Origin of the sequence: Vibrio sp. T13N (assembly GCF_032970445.1) — a bacterium.
Taxonomy (GTDB): Bacteria; Pseudomonadota; Gammaproteobacteria; order Enterobacterales; family Vibrionaceae; genus Vibrio; species Vibrio diabolicus.
Window position 1 is genome coordinate 144,051 of the sequence record NZ_JAWJYE010000001.1, and the last position, 25,421, is coordinate 169,471.

Annotated in this window: 28 protein-coding genes and 1 pseudogene; 14 read left to right on the forward strand and 15 right to left on the reverse strand. The window is 44.2% G+C overall.

Translation table 11 applies throughout. The features are described 5' to 3' along the window. Positions 1-5 precede the first annotated feature (5 nt). Together otnK and ltnD are read right to left on the reverse strand one after the other, a co-directional pair. Entirely contained in the window at positions 6-1,262 is a 1,257-nt protein-coding gene (gene otnK / locus R2S67_RS00665; protein ID WP_048625565.1) for a 3-oxo-tetronate kinase, read from the reverse strand. Between the two features lie 25 nt (positions 1,263-1,287). Continuing rightward, positions 1,288-2,196 carry an L-threonate dehydrogenase gene (gene ltnD, locus R2S67_RS00670; protein WP_317341736.1) on the reverse strand — a complete coding sequence of 303 codons (909 nt, stop codon included), beginning with the start codon at positions 2,194-2,196 and terminating at the stop codon, positions 1,288-1,290. Positions 2,197-2,470: 274 nt separating this feature from the next. Here ltnD and R2S67_RS00675 point away from each other — a divergent pair, with 274 nt between their 5' ends. After that, complete coding sequence (locus R2S67_RS00675; RefSeq protein ID WP_243327587.1) at positions 2,471-3,229, forward strand: DeoR/GlpR family DNA-binding transcription regulator; 759 nt, start codon at positions 2,471-2,473, stop codon at positions 3,227-3,229. A 177-nt stretch (positions 3,230-3,406) separates the two neighbouring features. Here R2S67_RS00675 and R2S67_RS00680 read toward each other — a convergent pair. Together R2S67_RS00680 and ppiC are read right to left on the reverse strand one after the other, a co-directional pair. After that, positions 3,407-4,083: pseudogene (locus R2S67_RS00680) on the reverse strand (ABC transporter permease); the annotation flags it as partial. Positions 4,084-4,462: 379 nt separating this feature from the next. Further along, a complete protein-coding gene (gene ppiC / locus R2S67_RS00685) occupies positions 4,463-4,804 on the reverse strand; it encodes a peptidylprolyl isomerase PpiC (protein ID WP_074189873.1) in 342 nt (113 codons plus the stop codon). Between the two features lie 214 nt (positions 4,805-5,018). On the opposite strand from ppiC, the gene R2S67_RS00690 reads away from it, so the two are divergent. Beyond that, complete coding sequence (locus tag R2S67_RS00690; RefSeq protein ID WP_005392519.1) at positions 5,019-5,933, forward strand: chemotaxis protein; 915 nt, start codon at positions 5,019-5,021, stop codon at positions 5,931-5,933. 100 nt (positions 5,934-6,033) lie between these two features. Here the strand turns inward: R2S67_RS00690 and R2S67_RS00695 are convergent, their stop codons facing one another. The 4 genes from R2S67_RS00695 to hutW all read right to left on the reverse strand — a co-directional run bounded on the left by R2S67_RS00695 (position 6,034) and on the right by hutW (position 9,158). Continuing rightward, the gene (locus R2S67_RS00695) at positions 6,034-6,570 is read right to left on the reverse strand and encodes an ATP:cob(I)alamin adenosyltransferase (protein ID WP_005392518.1); all 537 of its coding nucleotides are present in this window, start codon (positions 6,568-6,570) and stop codon (positions 6,034-6,036) included. Positions 6,571-6,667: 97 nt separating this feature from the next. Then, the gene (gene hutZ / locus R2S67_RS00700; RefSeq protein ID WP_006742192.1) at positions 6,668-7,198 is read right to left on the reverse strand and encodes a heme utilization protein HutZ; all 531 of its coding nucleotides are present in this window, start codon (positions 7,196-7,198) and stop codon (positions 6,668-6,670) included. A gap of 56 nt (positions 7,199-7,254) precedes the next feature. Next, entirely contained in the window at positions 7,255-7,758 is a 504-nt protein-coding gene (hutX, locus tag R2S67_RS00705; protein ID WP_317341737.1) for a heme utilization cystosolic carrier protein HutX, read from the reverse strand. Positions 7,759-7,787: 29 nt separating this feature from the next. Continuing rightward, positions 7,788-9,158, reverse strand: coding sequence for a heme anaerobic degradation radical SAM methyltransferase ChuW/HutW (gene hutW, locus R2S67_RS00710; RefSeq protein ID WP_282149841.1), 1,371 nt, complete (start codon positions 9,156-9,158; stop codon positions 7,788-7,790). A 160-nt stretch (positions 9,159-9,318) separates the two neighbouring features. Between hutW and R2S67_RS00715 the strand changes: the two genes are divergently transcribed. The 6 genes from R2S67_RS00715 to R2S67_RS00740 are packed head-to-tail and all read left to right on the forward strand — an operon-like array spanning position 9,319 to position 13,897. After that, positions 9,319-10,062, forward strand: coding sequence for an energy transducer TonB (locus R2S67_RS00715; RefSeq protein ID WP_258680583.1), 744 nt, complete (start codon positions 9,319-9,321; stop codon positions 10,060-10,062). After that, entirely contained in the window at positions 10,062-10,760 is a 699-nt protein-coding gene (locus R2S67_RS00720; protein WP_005392513.1) for a MotA/TolQ/ExbB proton channel family protein, read from the forward strand. Before R2S67_RS00715 ends, R2S67_RS00720 begins: the two co-directional genes overlap by 1 nt. Then, on the forward strand, positions 10,757-11,170 hold the full coding sequence (locus R2S67_RS00725) for an ExbD/TolR family protein (RefSeq protein ID WP_005392512.1): 414 nt from the start codon (positions 10,757-10,759) through the stop codon (positions 11,168-11,170). Before R2S67_RS00720 ends, R2S67_RS00725 begins: the two co-directional genes overlap by 4 nt. Positions 11,171-11,198: 28 nt before the next feature. Continuing rightward, a complete protein-coding gene (locus tag R2S67_RS00730; RefSeq protein ID WP_237311258.1) occupies positions 11,199-12,068 on the forward strand; it encodes a hemin ABC transporter substrate-binding protein in 870 nt (289 codons plus the stop codon). A gap of 9 nt (positions 12,069-12,077) precedes the next feature. Further along, complete coding sequence (locus tag R2S67_RS00735) at positions 12,078-13,115, forward strand: iron ABC transporter permease (RefSeq protein WP_317341738.1); 1,038 nt, start codon at positions 12,078-12,080, stop codon at positions 13,113-13,115. After that, the gene (locus R2S67_RS00740) at positions 13,115-13,897 is read left to right on the forward strand and encodes a heme ABC transporter ATP-binding protein (RefSeq protein WP_237311260.1); all 783 of its coding nucleotides are present in this window, start codon (positions 13,115-13,117) and stop codon (positions 13,895-13,897) included. Before R2S67_RS00735 ends, R2S67_RS00740 begins: the two co-directional genes overlap by 1 nt. A gap of 191 nt (positions 13,898-14,088) precedes the next feature. Here R2S67_RS00740 and R2S67_RS00745 read toward each other — a convergent pair whose 3' ends face one another. Continuing rightward, positions 14,089-14,550: a TetR/AcrR family transcriptional regulator gene (locus R2S67_RS00745; RefSeq protein ID WP_005392508.1), complete on the reverse strand. Its 462-nt coding sequence runs from the start codon at positions 14,548-14,550 to the stop codon at positions 14,089-14,091. 607 nt (positions 14,551-15,157) lie between these two features. Between R2S67_RS00745 and R2S67_RS00750 the strand changes: the two genes are divergently transcribed. Then, on the forward strand, positions 15,158-15,457 hold the full coding sequence (locus R2S67_RS00750) for a YfcZ/YiiS family protein (protein ID WP_005375307.1): 300 nt from the start codon (positions 15,158-15,160) through the stop codon (positions 15,455-15,457). Between the two features lie 74 nt (positions 15,458-15,531). Here the strand turns inward: R2S67_RS00750 and R2S67_RS00755 are convergent, their stop codons facing one another. Then, positions 15,532-15,804: a YnjH family protein gene (locus R2S67_RS00755; protein WP_046873765.1), complete on the reverse strand. Its 273-nt coding sequence runs from the start codon at positions 15,802-15,804 to the stop codon at positions 15,532-15,534. 317 nt (positions 15,805-16,121) lie between these two features. Between R2S67_RS00755 and R2S67_RS00760 the strand changes: the two genes are divergently transcribed. Beyond that, positions 16,122-16,721 carry a hypothetical protein gene (locus tag R2S67_RS00760; RefSeq protein WP_046873766.1) on the forward strand — a complete coding sequence of 200 codons (600 nt, stop codon included), beginning with the start codon at positions 16,122-16,124 and terminating at the stop codon, positions 16,719-16,721. A 74-nt stretch (positions 16,722-16,795) separates the two neighbouring features. On the opposite strand, the gene R2S67_RS00765 is transcribed toward R2S67_RS00760, so the two are convergent. Beyond that, a complete protein-coding gene (locus R2S67_RS00765) occupies positions 16,796-17,905 on the reverse strand; it encodes a 1-acyl-sn-glycerol-3-phosphate acyltransferase (RefSeq protein ID WP_006742201.1) in 1,110 nt (369 codons plus the stop codon). 191 nt (positions 17,906-18,096) lie between these two features. On the opposite strand from R2S67_RS00765, the gene R2S67_RS00770 reads away from it, so the two are divergent. Next, positions 18,097-18,705, forward strand: a complete 609-nt coding sequence (locus R2S67_RS00770; RefSeq protein WP_047008435.1) for a hypothetical protein — start codon at positions 18,097-18,099, stop codon at positions 18,703-18,705. A gap of 127 nt (positions 18,706-18,832) precedes the next feature. On the opposite strand, the gene R2S67_RS00775 is transcribed toward R2S67_RS00770, so the two are convergent. Together R2S67_RS00775 and R2S67_RS00780 are read right to left on the reverse strand one after the other, a co-directional pair. After that, complete coding sequence (locus tag R2S67_RS00775) at positions 18,833-19,315, reverse strand: hypothetical protein (protein WP_006742203.1); 483 nt, start codon at positions 19,313-19,315, stop codon at positions 18,833-18,835. Positions 19,316-19,329: 14 nt separating this feature from the next. Further along, a complete protein-coding gene (locus tag R2S67_RS00780) occupies positions 19,330-19,863 on the reverse strand; it encodes a nicotinate-nicotinamide nucleotide adenylyltransferase (RefSeq protein WP_317341739.1) in 534 nt (177 codons plus the stop codon). A gap of 177 nt (positions 19,864-20,040) precedes the next feature. Between R2S67_RS00780 and nadE the strand changes: the two genes are divergently transcribed. Next, positions 20,041-20,871: an ammonia-dependent NAD(+) synthetase gene (gene nadE, locus R2S67_RS00785; RefSeq protein WP_006742205.1), complete on the forward strand. Its 831-nt coding sequence runs from the start codon at positions 20,041-20,043 to the stop codon at positions 20,869-20,871. 82 nt (positions 20,872-20,953) lie between these two features. On the opposite strand, the gene R2S67_RS00790 is transcribed toward nadE, so the two are convergent. After that, positions 20,954-22,771, reverse strand: coding sequence for a hybrid-cluster NAD(P)-dependent oxidoreductase (locus tag R2S67_RS00790; protein WP_317341740.1), 1,818 nt, complete (start codon positions 22,769-22,771; stop codon positions 20,954-20,956). Positions 22,772-23,038: 267 nt separating this feature from the next. On the opposite strand from R2S67_RS00790, the gene R2S67_RS00795 reads away from it, so the two are divergent. Further along, positions 23,039-23,203 carry a YqaE/Pmp3 family membrane protein gene (locus R2S67_RS00795; protein WP_005375297.1) on the forward strand — a complete coding sequence of 55 codons (165 nt, stop codon included), beginning with the start codon at positions 23,039-23,041 and terminating at the stop codon, positions 23,201-23,203. Between the two features lie 155 nt (positions 23,204-23,358). Then, positions 23,359-24,387, forward strand: a complete 1,029-nt coding sequence (gene pyrC / locus R2S67_RS00800) for a dihydroorotase (protein WP_048625318.1) — start codon at positions 23,359-23,361, stop codon at positions 24,385-24,387. 98 nt (positions 24,388-24,485) lie between these two features. On the opposite strand, the gene R2S67_RS00805 is transcribed toward pyrC, so the two are convergent. After that, a complete protein-coding gene (locus tag R2S67_RS00805) occupies positions 24,486-25,391 on the reverse strand; it encodes a DUF808 domain-containing protein (protein WP_046873771.1) in 906 nt (301 codons plus the stop codon). Between the last annotated feature and the right edge of the window lie 30 nt (positions 25,392-25,421).

Below are 25,421 nucleotides of genomic sequence, written 5' to 3' on the forward strand. Positions count from 1 at the left end.
CTCACCTATTCAAAAAACGACTGTGCTTTGGCAAAGAAGTGTTCATCGCCGAAGTTGCCCGATTTCAGAGCCAAAGAAAGCTCGCCTTCAAGTGACTTCACCCAAGGTACACCTGGTGCGATTTGAGGACCGATATGAAAACCTTTTACGGCTAGGCTTTGGGTTACAACCCCTGAGGTTTCCCCACCCGCAACGATGAAATTTTTCACACCGTGCTGCTGAAGTTTGATTGCAAGTTGGCTAAAGAATTGTTCAACCGCGTGACTTGAAGCATGCGCGCCAAACTCTTGTTGAATCGCTTTTAACGCCGCTGCATCTGCGGTTGCGTAAACCAGTGGTGCGAACTCGCTTTCGATGTTGGTCATGACCCAATCAAACACTTGATTTGAGTAATCTTCTTCCGTCAGACACGCCTTCACATCAATAGCAAAGTGTGGCGCTTTTTCTTTGTAAACAGCGACCTGTTGGTTGGTCATGACAGAACAAGATCCAGATAACACAACGGTTGGTGCCTTTTTAGGGTTCCCCTCTTGCTTCGCATCACTTTGATCTTCAAGGTTCTCTATCCAGTTCTTAGCAATACCCGCAGCCAAACCAGAACCACCAGTTACCAGTTTTAGAGACTTCGCCGCTTGACCAAGTGTGACAAGATGCTCTGCATTGAATGCATCAACCACTGCATAGCGGTTGCCTTGTACTTTTAGCTCTTCAAAGCGCTCAATTACCGCTTTTGGACCTTGTTCAATTATTTGGAAGTTCACCAGGCCAGATTTGCCTTGAGATTGAGCATCCATCATACGAACTAGGCTTGAATCAGTCATTGGTGTCACAGGGTGATTACGCATACCTGAGTCGCTTAGCAAGTCTTGGAATACAAATAGATGGCCGTTGTAAACTGTGCGACCATTCACTGGTAATGATGGGCATACAATGGTGAACGCTTCACCTAGCTCTGCAAGCAGTGCATCCGTTACAGGACCAATGTTACCTTCTGCTGTGCTGTCAAACGTTGAGCAGTACTTGAAGTAAAACTGCTGACAGCCATTTGCTTGCAGCCACTTAAGCGCAGCTACTGAATCCTCGATTGCCTCATCTACAGGACAGGAGCGAGATTTAAGACTGATCACGACCGCATCTGCGTTTACATCAATCTCTTCTTTTGGAATACCGTTAAGCTGAACTGTGCGCATGCCGTTTTCTACAAGAAAACCTGCGATGTCTGTTGCGCCAGTAAAGTCGTCTGCGATAACGCCTAATAACATCATTTTTTCTCCGTTTTACGTGCGCTTACTTCTGTTTGTTTTCTACACCTGGAAGCTCAATACCATCAAAAATCTTGATAACGGCACTGTCGTCTTCCTGGCCAAAACCAGCATTGCTTGCACTCAAAAACATGTTTAGTGCTGTGCTTGATAGAGGAAGTGGAAATTTGAGATCTTTTGCTGTGTCCGATACGAGGTTTAGATCTTTCACAAAGATGTCGACCATAGATTTAGGGGAGTAGTCACCATCAACTACATGCTTCATGCGGTTCTCAAACATCCAAGAGTTACCCGCTGCATTCGTCACCACGTCGTACATCAGGTCAAGAGGAATGTTTGCACGTGCCGCTAATGCCATTGCTTCAGCACCAGCTGCGATATGAACACCTGCTAGCAATTGGTGGATAATCTTCACAGTTGCGCCTAGGCCAATCGCTTCACCGATGTTGTAGACCTTAGCTGCCGTTGCGTTGAGTACTGGTTCAAGTGCATCAAATGTGCTTTGCGCTCCCGACGCCATAATAGTCATCTCACCTGATTCTGCTTTTGCAGCACCACCAGATACCGGTGCATCAAGCATCACAAGGTTGTGTTCTGCCAATTTCGCTTCAATTTGTTTTGCGTCTTCTGCTGAGATGGTTGCTGAAACCATTACTGGCGTATTCGGCTTAAGCGCTGTAGCAAGACCGGTTTTGAACAAGACCGTGTTAACTTGAGCTGCGTTCACAACAAGAACTAGAACCGAATCAAGCTTATCTGCAAACTCAACTGCATTTGTAGAAACAGCTTTTGCACCGAATGAACCTAGCTCTTCAAGCGCTTGAGAATTTAAATCGAAACCATATACATCTAGGCCTGCACGCACACATGACTTTGCGGCGCCCATTCCCATAGAGCCTAAACCGATAACACCTACAGATTGAACATCACTCATAAAAACAATGCCTTCTGGTCTATTAAACTTTGTTAATTCTTGTTTGGTTGATGTGATTATATGTGAAGATTAATACTAAGACTTCGCTTTGAATCACATTTTTTCACATAAATTAACAATGTCGTGATATATACCTCTTTATGGGAAGAGACATTCCGAGCAGTTAACACAAGCGAAGGCTGTTCTTACAACGTTGAGAACATAATTCACAGATATTCACAAAAAATAAAAAGATTGGTAGGATACTGAAAAACAAGAATATAGAAATGAAATTATGATCCCAGCAGAACGTCAAAGAACCATATTATCCCTGTTATCACATCAAGAAGTGTTAAGCATTTCAGATTTAACCGACCACCTTGGCGTATCACATATGACCATTCGTCGTGATATCGTGAAGCTTGAATCCTCAGGTAAAGTCGTTTCTGTTTCTGGTGGAGTGCAACTCGCTCAAGCTCTACATTCAGAACTTTCCCATGATGCGAAGGTCGAGCAACAAGCGGATGAAAAGATTCAAATTGGTAAGCTGGCGGCTACGTTAATTGGCCAAGACGCTACTATTTACTTGGATGCGGGAACAACCTCTCTAGAAATCGCCCATCAAATAGCAAATCGTAGTGATCTTTTAGTGATCACCAATGACTTCTCTATTGCTGCTTTCCTTATGACGCACAGTGAATGTGAGCTTTACCACACAGGAGGAAAAATTGACCGCGAAAACCAATCCACCATTGGTGGAAAAGTCGCAGAGTTCTTGAACGGGCTAAATATTGATATCGCCTTTATTTCGACTTCTTCTTGGAGCTTGAAGGGCTTATCAACACCTAATGAAAATAAAGTTCTCGTAAAAAAAGCGATCATCAAGGCGGCACAAACCAACTATCTGATCTCAGACTCAACTAAATACGGTCAGATAGCGAGCTTTCATGCATTAGACATCGAGCAATTGGACGGAATTATTACCGATCGAAACCTATCAGAAGTGGTCACACAAGAATTAACGGATAAAGGATTACGTGTTTATAAAGAGTAACACTACCTAAACACCTGAGTTCGCGTCACTTTTATACTCGTTAATCTATAGGTGCTTCCAATATACATAGACCTTACTGTGTACTTTCTGGCAGAAAACACATCCTTTTGTTTTCTAAATTACCAAATTACTGATTACATCTGGATATGGACGCTCACTTCGCTTTATCGCTGCTCGTCACTTGTCATCAACCGCAATTGCCATCAAAACTAAGCCTGAGATTGGCAGCAAGACACCTAATGGCGAGCGCTCTATGTAAGGCAGATTCTCTGCAATCAATAAACCCCACTCGGGTTCTGGCGGCTTAACGCCTAGTCCGATAAAACTCAGAGAAGTCAGGCTGATCGTAATGTACGGCAAACGCAGAAACGCGTGACGAATCAATGGCGGCAGCACATAAGGCAACAAGTAGTAACGGAGTACTCGCCACTGACTGGTTCCCCAAATGGGCGCAAGATGCGTATAAGGCTGCGCTTTGGCTTCCATTAACAAGCTCGCGCAGGGCGCCGCTAATGGTGCCCACGACACCATAACAATCGCAATCAAGGCACTGTTTGGGTTCATCCCCGTTAGACCAGCGGTCAGCAGACCCGCCACAATGTATGGCACACCTTTGGTGATCTCAATTAAGCCTCGGCTATAACGAGTCACGAAGCCGAGCAGCAAACTAATCACCAAACTTAGGAACGTTGCGATGATGCCCATTTTGATCGTCGACATCATACCGCCGCCTACACGAGCAAGCAGATCTCGACCAACGGCGTCGGCACCAAACGCAATTCAAGGCGAGTAAAGTGGATGGTGTAAGGATCGCGCATTAACGCCCACCCCGCACAACCAATCAGCAAGGCAAAGCGTAAGATTTGAAACTTACTGATGTTCGCCGATAGCCAAGTGATCACCCAAGGCTCATCTAATACACGCTGAGGCTGTCATTGAGCAAGCGCCCGAACATGAACCAGAGTTCTCCAGCAAGGAATAGCATGGATAACTGATACAACCAGCAAACGTATTCTCATACAAAGCTTCAAATAGGATAACGACTTATGAGAAAAGCCAAGTTAACTACATATAAATGAGTTTCTAGTTTGGAAAGATTAGCGTTTGGTTGAGCATGGCAGATCAGAATGTATCTGCCATGTCATAACGGTAGTGATTGGCGAAAAGAGGCCGTACAGATGATATTTAAGGCTTGTGGGTTTCATCTGACAATGTTTAGGTATATACCAAGCCTTATGTTCTGTAAAGCACCTTTACAACATGCCAACCGAACTTGGTTTTAACTAAATGTGGCGTCAGAACCTCGCCAGAAAAGCACACTTTGTCGAACTGAGGTACCATTTGACCACGGCGGAACTCACCAAGATCACCACCGCGCTTACCTGACGGGCAAGTGGAATACTTCTTCGCTAGTGTCTGAAACTTTGCGCCTTTTTTCAGTTGCTTGATAATGTCTTCTGCTTGCTCTTTGTGCTTCACAAGAATATGTAATGCGGCTGCTGTATTTGCCATTGATCTATCTCTCACTATTCTGGTCGCGCAAGTGTACCCAATCCCTTTTAACACGCCAAACATTTCTTGTTTATACCTAGGCGGCTTCAAGGCTCAAATACATGGGACTATAAAACTTTCGGCATAACAAGATTAAAATACAACCAAGTTTTGCTCAGTTAATCACTATTCTTTAAGAGATTGTCTAAAAAGCTCACATTTGTCTCTCCGATGGTTGAAGCCTTCGTCTGATAAGATTAGATTAGACACAATTCGGTGGTATTTATAAGGTTATTTCATGGCAAAAGTCGTTAGTAAAGCGAATCAATCTCAGGGCATGTTGATGTTCAAACTCACCCTGCAACAGAGTTTCGCGATAGGCACGCTAAAAGTCCGTGAAATCGTTCCGTATATGCCAACCACGAAGATCCCTTACTCGCATCATCACGTCATTGGCACCGTTACAATACGTAACTTAACAGTGCCTGTGATCGACATGTCAGCGGCTGTCGGCTTTCGTCCTATCAGTGAAGAAGAATACAAGAATTGCTACTTGATCGTGACAGACTGTTTGCGAACCGTGGTCGCCTTTATGGTTCGTAGTATTGAGAAGATCATTGAATGCGATTGGAAAGCCATTGAAACCCCACCAGCGAGCGCTGGGAAAAATATTTTCGTAACAGGTATTACTCGCTACGAAGACAAAACGGTTCAGATGCTGGATGTAGAACTGCTACTTTCCAAAATTTATCCGCAATACGAAAACTCAAAGATCCCGATGCTGACAGATGTTGAACGTGAGCGCCTAAAAGCATTAAGCATTCTTTTGGTGGATGACTCTTCCATCGCTCGTAAACAGCTGTGTGATGCTCTTGATAGTATCAATATCGGATACCAAATTTGTAAAAATGGTTTAGACGCATTAGAGCTGATGAAAAGCGAGGCTGAGGCTCATCGACCAATCGATATTTTGGTCAGTGATATTGAGATGCCAGGGCTTGACGGCTACGAGCTAGCATTCGAAGTACAAAATGACTCCGCTCTTAATCACTCATACCGCATTTTGCATACGTCGTTATCGAGCGAAATCTGTGTAGACAGAGCTCACCAAGTTGGCGCACACGAGGCGCTTGAGAAGTTCAATGCTGGTGAGCTGATTGAAGCCATGCTGCGCGGAGCAAAAGAACTAGAAGCCAAAGCTATGGCTTCTTAACTCTAAACTAAACAGCCAAGAAGCAAATTGTCGAATATGGTGTTTTTCGGCCATTTTTTCGCGCAGAAGCTTTGATGCTCGCAGCTGCTAGTTTCTCAGGTCACTTCTTTGGCATCGAGTAACTACGAGATACAAACTCTGTCTCTTCGACTTGATTGATGTGATTAATATAAGAAGCCAAGCTATAAAGTACATTCGCTAATAAGTTCGCGTAACGAAATAGAATGGGGGCAGGTTGCTTCTTACCTGCATGTTCGATCGCAACTAATGCTCGTACCGTTTTTTTAGCTTGACAGCGGCACAAATGCAATTGACTGGATGCAGGGTACCCTCCGGGTAGAACGAAACCTTTGAATCCACCATCAATGCGTTGCTTAAGCGAATCATAATCTGCCTTTAGCTCCTCAACTTCCGCTTCTGTAATCGCCAGCTTTCCGCGAACCGAACCATTTAGGTGATAAACATTAGGCTGCATTCTTGTCAGTATATCGCGGCTAAACTCGTCCAGATCCATCGCGAGAACTAAACCAATACGACTACAAAGTTCATCTGCCGTGATTTCAAAGTCACAAACTGGACTGTCCTCGTAAATAAAGGGATAGCAAATCTCGCTCAATTCCTTGCTCACAGGCTTCATGCTTTTGTTCCAATATAAAAAAGGGAGCCAGTATAACCTAACTCCCCTTATGCGTTCATTATTCCGAATGATCGATATTTACATGACCGATTTACAATCAAGCACTTTCGATTTTCTTGTGACCTTCTTGAAGGTGAACAAAATCTACTAAATCATCACCAGACACTTGATACGCCTGACCAAAGCCTTTAACAAATAGCCCCGATTCTGGCTTTAAGTTAAACAACACGAAATCCTCTAGTTGGCTGAGACCATCAATTATCTCCCCAAAACGTTCTTTCATTTGTCCAACAACTTGGTGCCACATCTCCGTGTCACGCTCAACCACATTTGCCACAGCATCAAAAGTTAAACGCTTACGAGCAAACAACTGCTTTGAAGATTCTTCATCTTCGATCATCATCAAAGAAACGTTTGGATTTTCTAGAAGGTTACGAGCATGACGAGCGATTTTAGAAATGAGTACGAAGTAGCCTTCCTGGTTTTGGACATAAGGCGCGTAGCTTACATTCGGGCGACCTTCTGCATCGACAGTTGCAAGCTGAAGTGTACGACGCTCCTGACGAAACTCTTTGATCTCTGGCCCTAAACGACCTTGCAAACGCTCTTGTTTAACTTGTTGATCCATATTGATACCTGACTTTACTAATTAGTATTCGAGTTGAGCCTCGATTATGTTTGTGATTACTTTTTCAATTCGGCTTGTAGGGCGCGGAATGCGGTGACTTGATCTTCAAGTAGCTCGCGCTTTTCGTTACGGCCTAAATAAACTTTGAAAATATTGCTTCCGCACTCAGAGAAAAAGCCAAAATAGTGACTCTCTCTACCCATAAACGGTTTGCTTACCAACGCAACATTTTTAACATTATCTAGTTTCAAGTGACCGTGTAGCTCACCTTCTCTGCCCATTAAATTGTAATAGCCACGCGCCACTTTTCCTTTTGGGAATGGTGCTTTGACTTCAAAAATAGAGCCAAAAGAGTGAACAATAGTCGTCACCGGGCCGAAACCAACCAAACCTTCTAGAATGCTTTGTGCTTGCGCTCCTGGAGCGATGGCCACCATTTCCTGCGGCAAAGCCGCAACAACCTCAAATTCAGAAAAACCGAGACGTTCTGCCATCGCTGCTGGCAATAATTGCGGTTCTTGCTCTAGTAATGCTTCAACTTGTTGTTTGATTGATTCCATATGTTTTCCGTCTTTGTTCAATTTTTTCATTAATTATTGGATACTTTCGGTACGGTTTCGTTCATCTCTGACGTAAGTACCTGAATACAACCTTGAGCCAATGAAACAGCCCAGAAACTACCAGCAAGAGTAAGAACTAGGCTGCGTTCATGCAGTTCTACTAAACCTTTTTGCTGCCACACTTTAAATAGAGGCATTAAAAATCCGAACGTGTCCTCCCCCATAAACGATGGCAGTTGGTTTGCCTGAACGATACCGCGATCAAACCCGGATTTGAGTGCAGAAAATAGTGGCTCTAGAGGGCTTTGCTTCATCATCATAGCGATGGTGCTTTGTCCTTCTTTGATGGCTTTAATATAGGTCGCCAATGTGCGATGTTGCATCATTCCGTAACCACCGATATTACCTCCAGCGCCACAGCCAATTGGCAGTACCTCTGCATATGTCTTGGCTAAACTGTTGTATAAACTACGTTCACGGTTATCGATTGCCCAATGGTTCACACTCAGTTGCTTCATATGGTGTTTGGCCATAAAGTTCACACCGAGCTCATACATGCCTGCTTTTTCTGGCGTGGTAGCTGGTGGGGGGATTTTTCCTTTTTCTACAAGGTTAAGCATGGGTGCTGAACCACCGACGACCAACTGATATAAGTCCAACCCGTGTGCGCCAGTCGAGAGAAAATCATTTAAATCTTGCTCTAACACTTCTTTGGTTTGATAAGGCAAGCCGTAGAGTAAATCGATAATGACAGGAATTTTGTCTTCGTTGGCAATCTCGCTAACTCGCTTGAGCACATCTTCTCTATCATCTAATCGTTTCGCGCTGCGACGCACTTGTGTATTAAAACTTTGTACACCAAAAGAGAAACGATTAAATCCACCATCGAGAGCGCCTTGGTATAGCTCATCAGAAAAACGGTTGATGCGACCTTCTAAGGTGATTTCACAATCCGAGGCCAAAGGAAAGTGCTCATGAATCGCCTGACCTAACACGCGAACCTGTGCTGGAGACAGATCCGTTGGCGTTCCACCACCGATATACACAGCATGGAAAATACCGTTTTGTGTCCAAGGCAATGCAGCTTTCTCCTTGAGCTCCTGCATCAGTGCGTCAAAGTACTCATCAACCAGTGCGCGGCTCGCAGCATTTTGAAAGAAGTTACAAAAGGTGCAACGTACGCGACAAAATGGAACGTGAATATAAAGACAACGTTTATTGGTCGCTTTAACCGAGTTAGCGGTAACGCTTGAAAAAATCGCCTGCTGCTGAGGTGGAGGTACAGGCACGCTCGCTCCGCCAGCGTGTGCCGAATGTTTCTTAACAAAGGCAAATCGCAATGGGTCAGGGCTATCGCTTCCCAACACTGATTCGTCAAATTTATCGATATCGACGCTCATATATACTCGCTTAGCTCCCACCATATAAGGGGTAGAGGCTGGTCTTTAAAAATCTGCAAGAATCATAATTTGAGCGTAATGATAATGCAATTGATAATTGATCTTATTTCGGTTGTGAGTAATAATCTGCTCAAGTTTTCATAGTTTCCCGAGATATTCCGTGAACGTACAAAGATATGTCATTGCAGGAGGTGCTTCCCTTGCCATCCATGCCGCACTTCTTTTTGTTTCTCAAGAAACGAAAGTGTTCGCGATGCCTGCTGGAAATCCAGCAAGTTCGGTAAGTTTAAACCTTGTATCGGCACCACCACCTACCGTCGAAAAATCCACGCCAGAAAATGTGGCGCCACCAAAAGAGCCTCAGGAGCAGCCTGAGCCAGAAAAGAAGATCGTAAAGAAACAGGTCGTCAAGAAAGACGCTGTTAAGAAAAAGGTAGTGGAGAAAAAAACAGAGCCAGTTAAACAATCTAAGCCTAAGACGGTTAAACCAACCAAAGCCGTAACAAAACAAGAGAATCAGCCCGAAGCCAAACCGAAGAAAAAAACGGAACCGGCGAAGAAAGAGATGGTCGCTCAGCAAACCGCGCCAGCGAGCCAATCCAAAGGGGCAACGTCTCAACCTATTTTGGTCGACAAACCAACGTTTGTGAATCAACCAACTCAGCCTCGCTACCCAAGATCTGCACAAAGACGCGGTATCGAAGGCGTAGCCTTATATGAAATATGGCTCGATGAAAATGGCAATCAAATTAAACAGGTTTTGATTGAGTCTTCCGGCACAGAATCGCTGGATGCCTCAGCGCTTCGTGCCATCAAACAGTGGCAATTTACACCACATATTTCGGGCGGGCTAAAAGTGGCTCACCGAGTACAAGTACCTGTTCGTTTTAAGTTGGATGGATAATGGAACAACTACAAGAATTACAAACTCAACTTGGCCTAATGACATGGCCTTTGATCATTTGCTCAGCCCTCACCGTCATGATCATTACCGAGCGGTTATTCCACGTTTTGATTAGCCTTGGCGTCGGGAAACGAGCCATTCGCCAAAAACTCATTGGGTTAGACCCAACGAATGGAAACGATCTTGAGACGCTTGCAGAAGAATTGTCGCATAAGCGACCGCTCCTTTATCGTGGCGTTGCCATGTTGCTTGCCCATCACTCTTTCTCAAAGTCTCTAAGAGAAGATGCCGCAGGCATTTGGCTACAAGAAAAACGTCATCAGCTGCATTCTGGCCTTCGCTTACTGACGTTGATTGGCGTCATTAGCCCTTTGATTGGTTTGCTTGGTACGGTACTTGGCTTAATTGAGATGTTCAAAGGCATCGCTGTCTCAACGGGGAATATCACCCCGAATGATTTGGCAGACGGTCTAGGCTTGGCCATGCGCACTACTGCAGCAGGTCTTATTATCGCCCTTCCTGCGATTTCAGGAGCACAAATCATTGGTTTGTGGGCGGATCGTGTGATCGCCAAACTCGAACACACATTAAACTATGTCAACTTATGGCTTGAAGGTATCTCTCTGCAACACGTGTCGCCAGACAATTCAACATTAGCAGTGCGCTCTTCTGCAAAGGTCGAGGCAGAAGCACAATGATTAAAACGCCACAAGACAACACTCGTAACGACTTAACTCCAGATTTAACACCGCTGTTGGACATCATTTTTATCGTAATGGTTTTCCTGATGTTAACTGCAGCGGTCAAGCTCGATTCATTAGATGTCAATTTACCGAGTACAGAATCTCAGGCCGTTGCAGATGTCGATAAGCAATCCATCACGGTAAATATTCTCAAAGACGAGCCTTACTGGGCCATTAACGGCAAGACATACATCGATTGGGACAACTTTACCCTCGCGCTGCTAGAAGAGAGTAAATCAAGCGATAAACCGATTGTGATTGGAGCAGAAAAAACCGCGAACATTCAGTCGCTAGTTCAACTTCTCGGCTTTTTACAAGAAAACGGAATTCAGGCAACTCAGTTACTCACTGAAGAGCCATCATAAAAATAAGTAAGATAGAGATCCTTTCAAAATGAAGAACACACGTGCCACCATTCATGCTGTTGTTACGGCTGCCATTTCCCTACTTGCGAGTAGCCAACTTTTTGCCAATGAAACACCATCATCAGAGCGTGTTGTTAGTGCAGGCAGTGCCGTCACTGAACTGTTGCTTGAACTCGACGCCAAAGATAGCTTGGTTGCTATCGACGTAACCAGTCAGTTACCAAAAGGCATGGAGCTGCCTAAAGTAGGCTACCATCGCCGCCTTTCAGCAGAAGGGTTGCTCGCCTTACGTCCGACAAAAGTCATTGGCTCTGATGAGATGGGACCGAAAACGGCATTGAACCAATTAAAAGCGGCGGGGGTAGATGTAGAAATCGTCAATACCGATGCCAACGTTGAGGGCCTTTACCAACGTATCGATCAAATTGCGAACCTTATGAATCGCCAGGCTAAAGCGGAAGATTTAAAGCAAGATGTGAAAGCACAAGTTCAAGCACTCAATGCAAATCAACCTGCTCAAGCTCAGAAAAAGAAAGTACTGTTTCTACTCATCCATGAAGGTCGACCTGCGAACGTTGCAGGATCAGAAACCACACCCGATGCAATTATCCAGCTAGCAGGAGGACAAAACCCAGCTGCTGACCAGCTGTCTTCTTACAAGCCTTTATCCACAGAAGCCATGGTAGAGATGCAGCCTGACGTTATTCTCGTTAGCGGTCGCAGCTATGAAACGCTGGGCGGTGCCGATGCGATTTTAAAAGCAATGCCACTTCTCGCCGCAACACCTGCGGGAATGAATAAAAATATCATCACGATTGACGGTCACGCCCTTGTTGGTGGTTTGGGTCTTAAAAGCCTTGCAGAAGCCGAGCGTTTGAATACGCTGCTTTACCCATAGAGACATGGCATGTTGTTAAGACGTATCTCCCTTTCAACGACGTTATCCGTACTTAGTGGCTTTTTAGCATTTGTTGCTATCGCCTCTATTACCGTTGGTCCAATGAGCATTAGTTTCACTGACAGTTTGCGTAGCCTAACAGGAAGCAGTTCTGATCTCGCTCCTCACATTCAGTTGGTGATTAATGAGATCCGATTACCTCGCACCATTTTATGTATGTTCATCGGGGCTATTTTGGCGATTTGTGGCGTGGTTATGCAGGGCTTATTCCGCAACCCGTTGGCCGAACCCGGCATCATTGGCGTGTCTGCTGGCGCTGCTCTTGGTGGTGCATTCGCTATTGTTGTATTTGCTGAGTTTAGCCAAAACTATCCGCATCTAATGAACTTAGCTGCACTGCCTCTTTTTGCTTTCCTAGGTGGTGCGTTGACGACCATTCTCGTTTATAAGCTCGGCACAAGTAAATTTGGTACCTCAGTGACGATTATGTTGTTAGCTGGTGTTGCCATCAGCGCGCTTTCAGGAGCGGCGATCGGTTACATGAACTTTATTGCTGATGATCAGATGCTACGAGATCTAACACTTTGGTCGATGGGCTCATTAGCTGGCGCAAATTGGTCGGGGATAGGCCTATCCGCTGTCACGCTGGTCGTCCTATTATTCTGGTTCCAGAAAAAATCGATGGCGCTGAATGCTCTTCTGCTAGGGGAATCAGAAGCAAGACACTTGGGAGTTCCGGTCCAAAAACTCAAACGACAGCTTATTTTGCTCTCTGCATTGGGGGTTGGTATCACGGTGAGTATTAGTGGTGCAATTGGTTTTATCGGGCTCGTGATTCCTCACTTAGGACGCATGCTAGCAGGCCCCGACCATCGAACGCTACTGCCAATCTCTGCACTCATGGGAGCGCTGCTTCTTACCGCTGCTGATATGTTTGCTCGTATTGCCGTGGCACCAGCAGAATTACCCGTCGGTATCGTGACCGCCTTGATCGGTGCACCCTTCTTCATCTACTTATTGTTCCAGCAGAAAGGGAAGATTTTGTAATGAACCAGATCGTTTTATCGGGTAAAAACATTTCGATGAAATTTGGCAAGCGAATTGTTCTCGATGACATCAATATTGATATCCGAGCTGGTGAAGTGACCGCCCTACTCGGCCCCAACGGTGCGGGCAAAAGTACTTTGCTCAAGCTTCTGTGTGGTGAAATCTCTTCAAATCATGACATCGCCTACTTCGGTAAACAAAAGCATGATTGGGAGCCTGAAAAAAGCGCAAAACACATTGCGATGCTTCCACAGCACAGTACCTTGACCTTCCCATTTCTAGCCAGAGAAGTGGTCGAATTAGGCGCGATTCCGCTATCGCTGTCCAATAAAGAAACAACTAAGTTAGCTTTACATTACATGGAACAAACCGATGTAATGCATTTGGCAGAAAGCCTCTACCCATCTTTATCTGGTGGCGAAAAGCAACGATTACATCTAGCACGCGTGATGACACAGCTACACCAATCTGGCGAGGAACGAATCTTGATGCTTGATGAGCCAACCTCTGCGTTAGATCTCGCCCACCAACACAACACGTTAAAGATTGCTCGTGAGGCCGCGAAAATACAGAACGCCGCAGTCGTTGTCGTGTTGCATGACTTGAATTTAGCCTCCCAGTACGCAGACCGACTTGTACTTTTACATAACGGAAAACTGGTTTGTGATGACACACCATGGAATGCACTGACGCCAGAACGCATTGAGCACGTTTATGGCTACCGCTCCATCGTGACAAAACATCCAACTTTAGACTTTCCTCAAGTTCACGCCGCCGCTTAGCGTGTATCTCTTCTGAGCCGTCTCTTCTGCTTTCCAAACGACAAAGGCCCGCAATAATCATATTGCGGGCCTTTGCTTTGATATTTAATCGAATCTTGGGCTCAAAAGAGCGGCGAGAAAATTACTGTGTTCTGCCTTGGCTTTACAACCAAAGCAGCAAACAAGTGTTCATCTAGCGCTCTCAATTGCTATTACTTACTCATTTGGATCAATGAACGACCAATCAACCACTCGAGCTCTTTGTCACCACCTGCGCCAAACTGGCTTTCAACCATTTTGTATAAACGGTCAATACCGTTAGCAGCAAATTCTTGCGCATTTTCGGCCGTGACAATGTGATGGAATAGCAGTCGTAAAATCGCGAGGAACTCAGCATCTTCCAGTGCTTTAATCCAACTTTGTGAAAATGCACTTAGCCCTTTATCAAACTCTAGGTGTTCAATAAACATTTTAAAGATACGGCCATCCAGTGCGGCGGTGAAGTCCGTTTTCTTAGGGAAGTGATGGCTAATACCGGTACGAGATATACCTGTCTGCTGACTTAGAGTCGTGTACGACATTTTGTCGTAACCTAGTCTTAGTAGCTGATCAACAACGGCATCCATGATCTTTTGGATAGTGATTTCGGTATCTTCTTTACTACGCTTTGGCATATTTTAAGCTCTTCTCTTTGTAAATCCATCTAACTCACTATTAAATGAGGCCAGAATGAAATCATTCTTAGCATTATACCCAATTAGCCCAAGGCACTTCGTTAAGCGAAACCTAAAAATTGAACCGCTAACACCTGCGCATTAAGGCCGTTTGGATATATGTACTGCGACTACTTAATATAAAGTTAAGTTCCAAATCATAACGTCTTTACACTGCGTAATGTGCAATTTGCAGTTATGTTTTTGTCAATACATGCTACTCAAAATAAGGCGAAAAGTTAGTCTCATCAAAACCTTGCGCCAATTATTCATCGAAACTATTCAAAGACCAAGAATGATAATTATTAAAAATAATCAATCAAGAAATAGTCTTATAAATTGTCCATTAGTTCAACTGGGCTGAGCGAAATCTCGTCACTATGTTCGTTAATTGATTTTAAATGTTGATATATATCACATTAACGTTCTTGATGATTTAGTAATCCAATCTTTAACCCTTACTTAACAAGCGCCTATTCTGTTCTTTTTTTATTCAAAACTCGTCATTTTTGTAGATACAGATCAAATACCTGATAGAATACCCTTAGTATTTACAAGAGGATTCGTTATGAGTGTCGAATTAGAAAAAAACCAAGTATGTGAAGCTTGCGGCTGCGCAGGCGAGATTGGCTTCATCATCAAAGAAGGTGACGAAGTTGCCGACGTAACGGTTTTCGCACAGACAAAAACAGAGCTAGAGTCTGAACTACAAAAATACATTGAGCTCGCTAAATCAGTATGTGCTGATGTTGAATACAATGTTTCTGAAATAACAGAAGAGTCAAACCAAGCGACGGCTCGATTCAAATTTGAAGTAAGTGCTGAAAAGCTTATCTTTGAATTAAAAACTCGCTCACTCGCGCGTTAATGGAAAAAGCGAGCTCTGTGCTCGCTTTTTTATTTTTCCGTTATCCTAATATTAAACAGACCGTTTTTTGGTGTTTATTTATCTTTTTTGAATACCACCCACTTTAACGAACCATTCGTTTCAAAATCGTTCTCAGCTGTACACATCAGTAATACACCCTCAACATTAATCACGGCTCCGGTGGTGTAGGCTTTATCATCGTAGTAACAGATACGCTGACCTACCTTGCCGTCAGCGACCACCAGCGCTTTGCTTTCTGGCGTACTGTATGATTTAGCAAAAGCGGCCCCAGATAGTAGTACTGCTACAACACCAGCGACAAAAATAGACACTCTTTTTAACTTCATGAAAATCTCCCTCAGACGCTCATGATACTAACAAGGACGCTTGTTCAGTTCTTGGCAGAACCTCATATTCTTCATATCTCTACTGATATTTTTCTCACATTTACTTTTAAATAAACTATATAATCAATCACTTAATCATTCCCTAACTTGCACACTGAAGCAACTCGGCATCGTGAGAGCGTGTATGCTTTCAGATAAAGCCCTAATTTGAAGTTCTTGGGCTATAAATCAAAAACTGTTAACAAAGTATGCATAATGAGTCTATTTAAGTATAAGATGAGCACTTAAGATCTCTATGTTTAACTAAGTCTCTGGCTATGCGTATTGTTTCCCTTTTCCTTACTTTGATGCTGCTCTGCTTCTCATCTTACGCATATGAGCTAGATTACTACTCTAAGTTTGGTCACACCGATAATTACGGTAATCTTGATCTACGAAACAAACCTTACACCCAATTACCTTCTGGGTTAGTGGTCAAAGGCAACTTAAATATCTCGCAAACCCCGATCAAAAAGCTGCCTAAGGGGCTTGATGTTGGAGGCAGTTTGGAAGCAACCAACAGCGCGCTCAAAACCATTCGCTCAGGTACAAAGATAAAAGGTTATGCGAATCTACTGGGTAGTAAGATCGAAAGCTGGCCTAGGGGCATCAAACTCGGCGGTTATCTGAACTTGACGGATACACCATTAAAAACGCTCCCAGCTAAACTTCGAGTCAAAGGCGATTTAAGTGTTATTCGCACTCCTATCTCTGCTCTTCCTGAAGGATTGGTGGTTGATGGTAACCTTTATATAGGAGGATCCGCGCTACAAGTATTTCCAGACACGATGACGGTGAAAGGGAATATCTTTTTAGGTGGTAACAAGATCACCAAGTGGCCTAGCAATTTAACCCTTGGCGGGGCTGTTGCACCTTAAAAAGCAGACAAGAAAAAGCCCCGGGAAACCGAGGCTTTAAGGCGTTCATAATCCATCAAGTTCAGTGATGAATATTACTCTTGATTGTTCACTGGGTTGGCATAGCTCGCCACCAAATAAGGTCTTGCCCCTTCAGGTAACTGCTCCAATTTATCCGCGAGGTGACGCTTCACCGCCTCTGTGATGATGCTTGAATCTTCGCGTCCAGCAGCTAGCAAGTTGATTGGGTACAACTTGTAGTTGTTGTGAATTTGGCGGTCGATTTCGCCGGCAAGAGATTCTGGCGTTTCAAACTCTTGATCAATCACATCACCAAACGCGACATGCACACGGCCTTTATAACCAATGATGCCCTGAATGATGCTTTCGATATCTTCAAATTCACCTTTTTCATAACGGCCATTTTCTGCTTTTTCGTACAGCTCTTTTGCTTTGGCAATGTCACATGGATCATTTTCATAGGCAATCGAGACAGGAACGATTTTCAAAGAACGCGTGTATTCACCAAAGCTGATCTTCTGCTTGCGACCTTCAACATGGAACATTTTTAAAATCGCAGGATCAGTAAAGTCATTTCCATCTTTGGCACGACCTTCCTTTTGGGCAATCCAAATTGAATTACCGGTATCAAGCGAGTGTTTAATGTAGCTCGACAGTTGTCCTAATGCTTTCATCATTTCTCTAGGCGCCTTAGCAGAGCGCTTAACGATGAAGCTTTTATTGAGTCGCATCAATTCAGTCGCACATGGCTTCTTCAGCAGGTTGTCACCAATCGCAATACGAACTGTACGGTGCCCACTTTGGTACAAGCCATAGTTTACTAGCGCAGGGTCCATCGCAATATCACGGTGGTTAGAAACGAATAAGTACGACGTGTTTTTATCCAGCTTATCCAAACCAGAAAAAGTGACGCCATCCGTTGTCTTATTCAATGTATCTTTCAGATACTTCTTCACTTCAATCTGAATCGCTTCTACAGAATCAAGCTTGCTCCATTTAGCTTTCAGGTAGATGCGCAGGATCGGGCTCATTAGCGTTTTAAACCACGCTGCTTTATTAGCAAAGCGATGATCGAGAATAGCAGTGATAAATTCATCATCTTGGATTAGACGATCCAGCGCTGCTGGAATTTCTTCGTCATTGTAAGGACGAATTTCAATATAAGGATCGGTATTGGCAGTCATTGTTCATTACATATCAAAAAAAGCTGGCACATTTTACGCATAGTTTTGCTGACAAGCAGCATTTCAACCCATACTTTTAACATGGTCATACCAGTTAAGCTACAATTTCTCATGCTAAAAAATTCTCTCAGCTGGTTGGAATCGTATAGGTTTAACGTTACCCTTAGCGCCAAAAAACACTGGTACTCATAATGAACTACGCAATTGAATTTCACGACGCTAAATACCCCTTTCTTGAAGTAGCTGCGCGCAAAAAAGCACTGAAGCACAGTCTGCTGTCTGTCGTCGAAGGGTTAGCCGTCATTAAATTGGGTAAGCAGGAGTATGCCATTGAACCAGGCCAATATTTTTGGATTCCTCAAGGATGTTTGAGCTCCCTCACCTTTTTACCTAATTCTCGTGTATATCGTTGTGATTTTTCTGTGCGTTTAAATGATGACTTCTCACAACAAGCAGGGTTTGTGAAACCTTCACCGCTGCTAAAAGCCCTCGTCGAGAAACTAGCAACAACAGCCGAGCGCTCAGATCTGCAAACCGATCTACTGACGGTAGTAAGACATGAAGTATTGACTCTCTCTCCGAAACTAGCGCACTCAACGTTAACAAAAACCATCAATCAGTGGACGCCTGGTTGTGACATGGACATTTCTAAGGAGCTGTGCTTGGTACTGACACTCCGTGAAGCAAGAAAAATGAAGCTGTCGGGAAAGAAAGAAGAGCAGATTGTCGATACGCTTTTTGCGGGTAATACAGAAGAATATGAGCAACTTTGCTTTTTGGTCTTTGGAGAAGCGCTATAACTCGCATTCTAAAGAGCGATCTTTTCAGTATTACGCAGAGTGACGCGCGCAGAAAATAGAGACTCAGATAAAAATAAAAAGGGCGTACATGGATGATGTACGCCCTTTTTATGTTCGCTCAAGGTGACTAGAAGGGAACTTCAATCTGCATCATCCAGTCAGCGTCGTAATATTCGTGCCAACGATAATCAAATCGCATTCTTGGCTGTCCGTCGGATTTATCACCAAAACCCACGCTGAACATCAGGCCATGACTACGGAGCCACTCTTCTGTGTCCATTTTGCTCTCTTCGTCTCGGAGCTCTTCCGGCATCCAAAAACCAAGCCCAAAATAATTCTTTTCTAGATTTTGGGTTAGGAGTGGTGTGTCTTCCGGCTTAATCGCCCACTCTTCCCAATAGTTTTCTGTTGGCCCTTCGAATTTCGCTTCCGCAGCATACCAAATCAACGCATCCGTACTTAATACGCCAATGGAATCTAAAATTTCTTCACAGATAGGAAGGGTGTTATCTTCAAACACAACAGAACGATCAGAAAAATAGTTACACGCAGAATGAGCTTGTGTGACCACAAGCAGCGCACATGCACTAAATACGGCTAATCTGACCATGAAAATCTGACCTCTCAGTTCCCAGATAATGTTTCTTTGTATAAGCCTTTGTTAAGCAACAATTCACAGACGGACGGGGTTGTGTAGGCGTTTATGTCTTCACCCGTAACCAATGCGTTACGTATATCCGTGCTTCTGACTTTTACTTTTTCAGGGCACGCCATAACAGTCCAACGTTCCATAATCTCTTCTGCTCTACTAAATTTAGCAAATTTGAAGAAATTATCAGGACCTATGACAAAAGTTATATCGGCTGTTGGGTAGATTTCTTGAATTTTTTCTAACAACGCATAGGTTGTCACACTTTGTCCGGGTTGGTATAAAGCTTGCTCTGCATCAGAACGCTGAACATTAGAAAGCCCCATATCTTTGATGAATGCATCAACCATTTTGCACCGAGTTGGGTAATCGAGCATATTCTTGCCCCAAGCGTGTGCAATGCTAGGTTCAAGTAGCACAAGGTCAAAGTGGCTCAATGACTCAATAACACTTTTATGCCCTAAACTAGGTGGGTTAAATGCACTACCAAAAATGGCGATTTTTTTCATATCCGGTGATTACCTGGTTGAAGAGAGTTTTCTAATCTGATGATTTCGGTATGATACTACTAATCTTTACAGCTTTTGACCCTAAAGTCGTGTTTATCAGTCTCAATTGCATGGTTTATCAACATTTGAGCAAGCGGGCTTTGGTGTCTGAAATATTTGCAGGAAAAGGAACCCTAAATGGAACAATCCATCCGTGATGAAATGCGTGTACTCCCTTCAATTGATCCGCATTTTGAAATTGAACGCCGTATTGCTTTTATTAAGCGTAAGCTACAAGAAGCAGGTTGTAAGTCACTCGTGCTTGGCATTAGTGGCGGTGTTGACTCAACCACGTTAGGTCGCCTTGCCCAGCTTGCAGTAGAACAATTGAATGCGGAATCTGGTACTGACAAATATCAGTTTATCGCAGTACGTCTGCCTTACGGTGAGCAAAAAGATGAAGATGAAGCGCAACTGGCACTCTCTTTCATCAAGCCAACACACTCTGTGTCTGTGAACATTAAAGATGGTGTTGACGGTTTGCATGCGGCGACTGATACCGCGTTGCAAGGGACGGGCCTGCTTCCGACTGAAGCCGACAAAATTGATTTCGTAAAAGGTAACGTAAAAGCGCGAGCTCGTATGATTGCACAATATGAAATCGCTGGTTACGTTGGTGGCTTAGTATTGGGAACAGACCACTCAGCAGAGAACATCACTGGTTTTTACACTAAGTTTGGTGACGGCGCGTGCGACCTTGCCCCTCTATTTGGTTTAAGCAAGCGTCAAGTCCGCGAGTTGGCTGCAACATTAGGCGCACCAGAACTACTTGTTAAGAAAGTACCAACGGCAGATCTAGAAGAACTAGAGCCGCAAAAAGCAGATGAAGATGCTCTGAACTTAACTTATGAACAGATCGATGACTTCTTAGAAGGCAAACCCGTTCCACAGCAAGTGAGTGATCGTCTGGTAGCGATTTACAAAGCTACGCAGCACAAACGTCAGCCAATCCCGACGATTTACGACTAAGCGATATTTTTCGTTCACTTTTAAACTCAAAACGCTGCTAAAGTTAGCAGCGTTTTTATTGAGAACCCGGGAGCCTTCTCGCTTAGTTTGTTACCGTCACGTCCGTCTCTGGAACAGCACAACACGCCAATACGGTTCCCATCGCACGTTCCTCATCTGTCAACGCAGGCACGTCCGGATGATGTACTTGACCCGACGTAAGCTGAACCTTACACGCGCCGCATAAGCCAGCACGGCAGCTATTGCTAACAACCTTCCCTGCGTCTTCAAGCTGATCTAACAACGTTTTCTGATTATTCCCTACAACTTTCGTCCCATTAAAATCGATCGCTATGCTCTTCTCTGGTCTTGAAGTGACTGAAGATACGCCAAACGCTTCTTGATGGTAGTTTTCTTCTGGCAGCCCTTTTCTTAGTAGGAGATTTTTCGCTTTCTCCATAAAACCATCAGGACCACACACAAACACTTGGCGCTGTTCAATATCTTTGATTTGCTTAATGTGTGACAAACTTAAACGCCCTTTTAACCCAAACCAATCAACGGCAGGCTGCGTCAAGCAGATTTTCACTTCTAACCCCGGGTGCTTACGCTTTAACTGCTCCAACTCAGAGCGACAAGGAATATCATTTTCGGTACGACATTGATGGTAGAAAACCACGTTCTCCAACTGATTATGATCCGCTAAGTAACGTACCATCGATAGCATTGGTGTTACTCCACTGCCTGCAGAGAGTAACAATAAAGGCTGCGCTTCATGAGTTTTTAGGTGGAACTGGCCATCAGGTTGTTCTGCCTCTAAAACATCACCGACTTGTAAATTGTCTAAGAGCGAATTAGAGACTCTTCCACCTGCAATACGCTTAACAGAAATAGCATAGCGACCCGGACGAGACGGACTGGATGATAGCGTATAGCGTCGACCTACTTTCTTACCATCAATATTCACTTCTATTGGCAGGTGTTGTCCTGGCAAGTAATTAGGTAAAGAACCTTTGTTTGGTTCTAACCATAAGGTCACGAAGTCTTTGGCGATTTCTTCACGCTCAACACATGTTAACGTCATGCGCACTGGCGAGTTATCTGCGTAAAACTCCGGCTCTTTGTACTCCAATACTTCAACTTTATCGCCTTGACGAATAATGCCTTCATTTCGCGCGACAAGATTTTGCCCGAAGAACACACCACCGACATCATTTGCACGGAACTGTTGTAAGGTTTTAAGTGGCTCCTTGCTCTCTCGGAACGTGCCTCTTTGAGTATTCACCGTAGTCAGGATACAGCGCTCGCAAGGTTTGAGAGACTCAAACTCTACCTCACCGATTCGTATGCGCTTCCATGAATCTTCTTCAAACGGCTTGGTATCAGAGACCACTAAGTTAGTACGGAACTGATCCATAGAGTGTTGCTCAGAGCTTCTTCGGTTCAGTTCATCAAGGGAAGCCTGGCTAATCACTAACACCGGATAACCATCGGCAAAGCTAACGTTTTGTCCTAGCTTTTCGCGAACACGATTAGATTGCTCACCACTAAACAACAACTCAACACGTTGACCCAATACACGACTAAACCAATCATCTGCATCATCTGTGGTGGTATATGCAGTAAAGGTGTCTTTCCAAACTGTTGCTGGCGTTTCCTGCATTTTAAAGTCTTGATAACGGATTTTAAGCGGCTCCATCCCCAAACTGCTAAACACAACCCCATCGGATAATAAGGCAGACTTAATGGTTACCATTTGCGGATACTTTCGCGCAGTGATCATCGAGCCATCAGCTTTCGCAATCATAAAGCGACGATCGAAGCTCAATCCTTGCTTCTCAACCCATACGGACGACAGCGATAATCCGCCAACTGACTTAACCGGAAAAACATTAATTTGGGATAAAACGGGTTGCGACATGGCCTTCTTCCTACAGGGTGTTTTTTATTTGTTGCAGTATTGTATACCCAAATCACATTAAGTTGCAGAGTCTACTGCCGCTTCATCCAACTCAACTTTTCTGAATGTTATTCTTATAAATTTGGTTTGAGCGACAAGTATTTACTACACTCAACATTCGCGTTTTTTAACACCGTTCTGACCAAATACCGTTTGATAAAGTGTGATACGGCACACATAATTCATCTGAGTTATCACTGCCCCCATTTATTGATTTGGAGCTTAATTATGGATACAAGAAAACTGGTTCTGATTTTGTTATGTATCTTTCTTCCACCCGTCGCGGTGTTTATGGAGAAAGGTTTGAACAAAGACTTTTTGATCAACCTAATCTTGACGTGTTTCTTCTTTCTACCAGGTACGATCCACGCGCTTTGGTTAACAATGAAGTAACCACTTACACTCTCACTCTGTAGAAAAGTGAAAAATGGGATGAAATGTGAGGGCAATTCCTCTATCATCCTGTCGCCTAAGCGCAAGCGTTTGCTCAAAAGCAAATACGGCGCTTAGGCTCCAATCAGACAACTTTTCAATGGTGGGAGCAATTAATGACAACACTGACAATCACTCGTCCTGACGACTGGCACGTTCACTTACGCGATGGGGAAGTTCTTAAAGACACCGTTCGCGACATCAGCCGCTACAATGGCCGTGCGCTGATCATGCCAAATACCGTCCCACCAGTTACTACAACTGAGCTCGCCCTAGCCTACCGTGACCGAATTCTAAAAGAGCAACATGGCGAACAGTTTGAACCTTTGATGGCGCTTTACCTCACAGACAACACCACACCAGATGAAATACGTAAGGCTAAAGCCACCGGAAACATTGTTGCTGCCAAGCTTTATCCTGCAGGCGCTACCACAAACTCAGATTCCGGTGTGACCAATGCGAAGAACATTTACCACGTTCTCGAAGCAATGGAAGAAGTCGGAATGTTACTTCTGGTTCATGGCGAAGTAACACATCACGATGTTGATATCTTCGACCGAGAGAAAGAATTCCTTGATACTGTCCTCGCTCCTATCGTCAATGACTTCCCTAATCTTAAAATCGTTCTAGAACACATCACTACCGCCGACGCAGCAAACTTCGTTAATAACGCCTCAGATAACGTAGCTGCTACCATCACTGCTCACCATCTTCTTTTCAACCGTAACCATATGCTTGTGGGTGGTATTAAACCTCATTTCTACTGTTTGCCAATTCTTAAGCGCGGAACCCACCAGCAAGCGCTGATCGAAGCAGCAACTAGTGGTAGCAAGAAGTTTTTCCTAGGTACAGACTCGGCACCACATGCGAAAGGGGCAAAAGAGTCCGCTTGCGGTTGTGCTGGTTCTTACACTGCACACGCAGCGCTAGAGCTTTATGCAGAAGTATTCGAGAATGAAGGCAAGCTGGAAAACTTGGAAGCGTTTTCAAGCTTCAATGGTCCTGATTTTTACGGCATTGCGCGCAACACAGATACGGTAACGTTAGAAAAATCCGCTTGGGATGTGCCGGAAACGATGCCATTTGGCAATGATATCGTTGTGCCTATTCGAGCAAATGAACAGATCGAATGGAAAGTGAAGTAAGTACTTTATTGACGTTCCATCCATAAAAGAGGGTCATGCCTTTCTGTGAAAAGAAGTCATGACCCTTGTTGTTCTTTTCTTGTTTTGAGCTGTGATTACTAGTGGCCGCGAATTTTTTCTACAGCAGTCCACACAGCAACCACAATCAAACCCGCCACAAAGCCGATAATGCCGTTAAGCAAAATAGGCAGAATCGCTGTAGCAACCGAATGACCACTAAAGTTCATAATAATCGGCTCTACAAAGTGATGAATGGCAGGTACGTTGTGCACAACAATCCCCCCGCCGACTAAAAACATCGCGGCAGTTCCCACAATCGTTAACAACTTCATCAGCTTTGGTGCGAAAGCAACTAAAGCACTGCCGACTTTCGCCATCCAGCCCTTACCTTTTGAGCGAATTTCAAGGTAGAAGCCCAAGTCATCCAATTTCACGATGCCTGCTACTAAGCCATAAACACCAATGGTCATGATGACTGCAATTAAGCTCACCACTAAGATTTGCGTCACAAGGCTCGCCCCAGTCACGGTACCCAACGCAATCACAATGATTTCCGCTGAAAGAATAAAGTCCGTTCGAATCGCACCAGCAACTTTGCGTTTTTCATACTCTTCTATCGACTCGCCAGTATTAACTAACTCTTCTTTTTCTTCGTGCGGATGCGAGTGAGGGAACACTTTCTCAAGCACCTTTTCTGCCCCTTCAAAGCAGAGAAACAAGCCGCCAATTAGCAATAATGGCATGATAAGCCATGGAATAATCGCGCTAATTAGCAATGCTGAAGGAACTAAAATCAATTTGTTTTTGAACGAGCCTTTCGCAACCGCCCAAACCACTGGAATTTCTCGCTCAGATGCAACACCAGACACTTGTTGAGCGTTTAACGCTAGGTCATCACCCAACACACCTGCGGTTTTCTTTGCCGCCATTTTCGACATTAAGGCGACATCGTCGAGTACCGTGGCAATATCATCCAACAGTGTGAGTAAACTTGCTCCAGCCATTTTTTGTCTCTTATATGAAATTGAGTAAGT

Excerpts from the sequence above, each read along its gene's own strand:
- R2S67_RS00770 (WP_047008435.1), top strand. The coding sequence starts at position 18,097 with ATGAACTACGCAATTGAATTTCACGACGCTAAATACCCCTTTCTTGAA.
- hutW (WP_282149841.1), bottom strand. The coding sequence starts at position 9,158 with ATGAGCGTCGATATCGATAAATTTGACGAATCAGTGTTGGGAAGCGAT.
- R2S67_RS00725 (WP_005392512.1), top strand. The coding sequence starts at position 10,757 with ATGATTAAAACGCCACAAGACAACACTCGTAACGACTTAACTCCAGAT.
- ppiC (WP_074189873.1), bottom strand. The coding sequence starts at position 4,804 with ATGTTTGGCGTGTTAAAAGGGATTGGGTACACTTGCGCGACCAGAATA.
- R2S67_RS00780 (WP_317341739.1), bottom strand. The coding sequence starts at position 19,863 with ATGAAAAAAATCGCCATTTTTGGTAGTGCATTTAACCCACCTAGTTTA.
- R2S67_RS00720 (WP_005392513.1), top strand. The coding sequence starts at position 10,062 with ATGGAACAACTACAAGAATTACAAACTCAACTTGGCCTAATGACATGG.
- R2S67_RS00755 (WP_046873765.1), bottom strand. The coding sequence starts at position 15,804 with ATGAAGTTAAAAAGAGTGTCTATTTTTGTCGCTGGTGTTGTAGCAGTA.
- R2S67_RS00675 (WP_243327587.1), top strand. The coding sequence starts at position 2,471 with ATGATCCCAGCAGAACGTCAAAGAACCATATTATCCCTGTTATCACAT.
- R2S67_RS00805 (WP_046873771.1), bottom strand. The coding sequence starts at position 25,391 with ATGGCTGGAGCAAGTTTACTCACACTGTTGGATGATATTGCCACGGTA.
- R2S67_RS00690 (WP_005392519.1), top strand. The coding sequence starts at position 5,019 with ATGGCAAAAGTCGTTAGTAAAGCGAATCAATCTCAGGGCATGTTGATG.
- hutZ (WP_006742192.1), bottom strand. The coding sequence starts at position 7,198 with ATGGATCAACAAGTTAAACAAGAGCGTTTGCAAGGTCGTTTAGGGCCA.
- pyrC (WP_048625318.1), top strand. The coding sequence starts at position 23,359 with ATGACAACACTGACAATCACTCGTCCTGACGACTGGCACGTTCACTTA.
- ltnD (WP_317341736.1), bottom strand. The coding sequence starts at position 2,196 with ATGAGTGATGTTCAATCTGTAGGTGTTATCGGTTTAGGCTCTATGGGA.
- R2S67_RS00750 (WP_005375307.1), top strand. The coding sequence starts at position 15,158 with ATGAGTGTCGAATTAGAAAAAAACCAAGTATGTGAAGCTTGCGGCTGC.
- R2S67_RS00695 (WP_005392518.1), bottom strand. The coding sequence starts at position 6,570 with ATGAAGCCTGTGAGCAAGGAATTGAGCGAGATTTGCTATCCCTTTATT.
- R2S67_RS00730 (WP_237311258.1), top strand. The coding sequence starts at position 11,199 with ATGAAGAACACACGTGCCACCATTCATGCTGTTGTTACGGCTGCCATT.
- R2S67_RS00740 (WP_237311260.1), top strand. The coding sequence starts at position 13,115 with ATGAACCAGATCGTTTTATCGGGTAAAAACATTTCGATGAAATTTGGC.
- R2S67_RS00735 (WP_317341738.1), top strand. The coding sequence starts at position 12,078 with ATGTTGTTAAGACGTATCTCCCTTTCAACGACGTTATCCGTACTTAGT.
- otnK (WP_048625565.1), bottom strand. The coding sequence starts at position 1,262 with ATGTTATTAGGCGTTATCGCAGACGACTTTACTGGCGCAACAGACATC.
- R2S67_RS00790 (WP_317341740.1), bottom strand. The coding sequence starts at position 22,771 with ATGTCGCAACCCGTTTTATCCCAAATTAATGTTTTTCCGGTTAAGTCA.
- R2S67_RS00765 (WP_006742201.1), bottom strand. The coding sequence starts at position 17,905 with ATGACTGCCAATACCGATCCTTATATTGAAATTCGTCCTTACAATGAC.
- R2S67_RS00775 (WP_006742203.1), bottom strand. The coding sequence starts at position 19,315 with ATGGTCAGATTAGCCGTATTTAGTGCATGTGCGCTGCTTGTGGTCACA.
- R2S67_RS00760 (WP_046873766.1), top strand. The coding sequence starts at position 16,122 with ATGCGTATTGTTTCCCTTTTCCTTACTTTGATGCTGCTCTGCTTCTCA.
- R2S67_RS00795 (WP_005375297.1), top strand. The coding sequence starts at position 23,039 with ATGGATACAAGAAAACTGGTTCTGATTTTGTTATGTATCTTTCTTCCA.
- hutX (WP_317341737.1), bottom strand. The coding sequence starts at position 7,758 with ATGGAATCAATCAAACAACAAGTTGAAGCATTACTAGAGCAAGAACCG.
- nadE (WP_006742205.1), top strand. The coding sequence starts at position 20,041 with ATGGAACAATCCATCCGTGATGAAATGCGTGTACTCCCTTCAATTGAT.
- R2S67_RS00745 (WP_005392508.1), bottom strand. The coding sequence starts at position 14,550 with ATGCCAAAGCGTAGTAAAGAAGATACCGAAATCACTATCCAAAAGATC.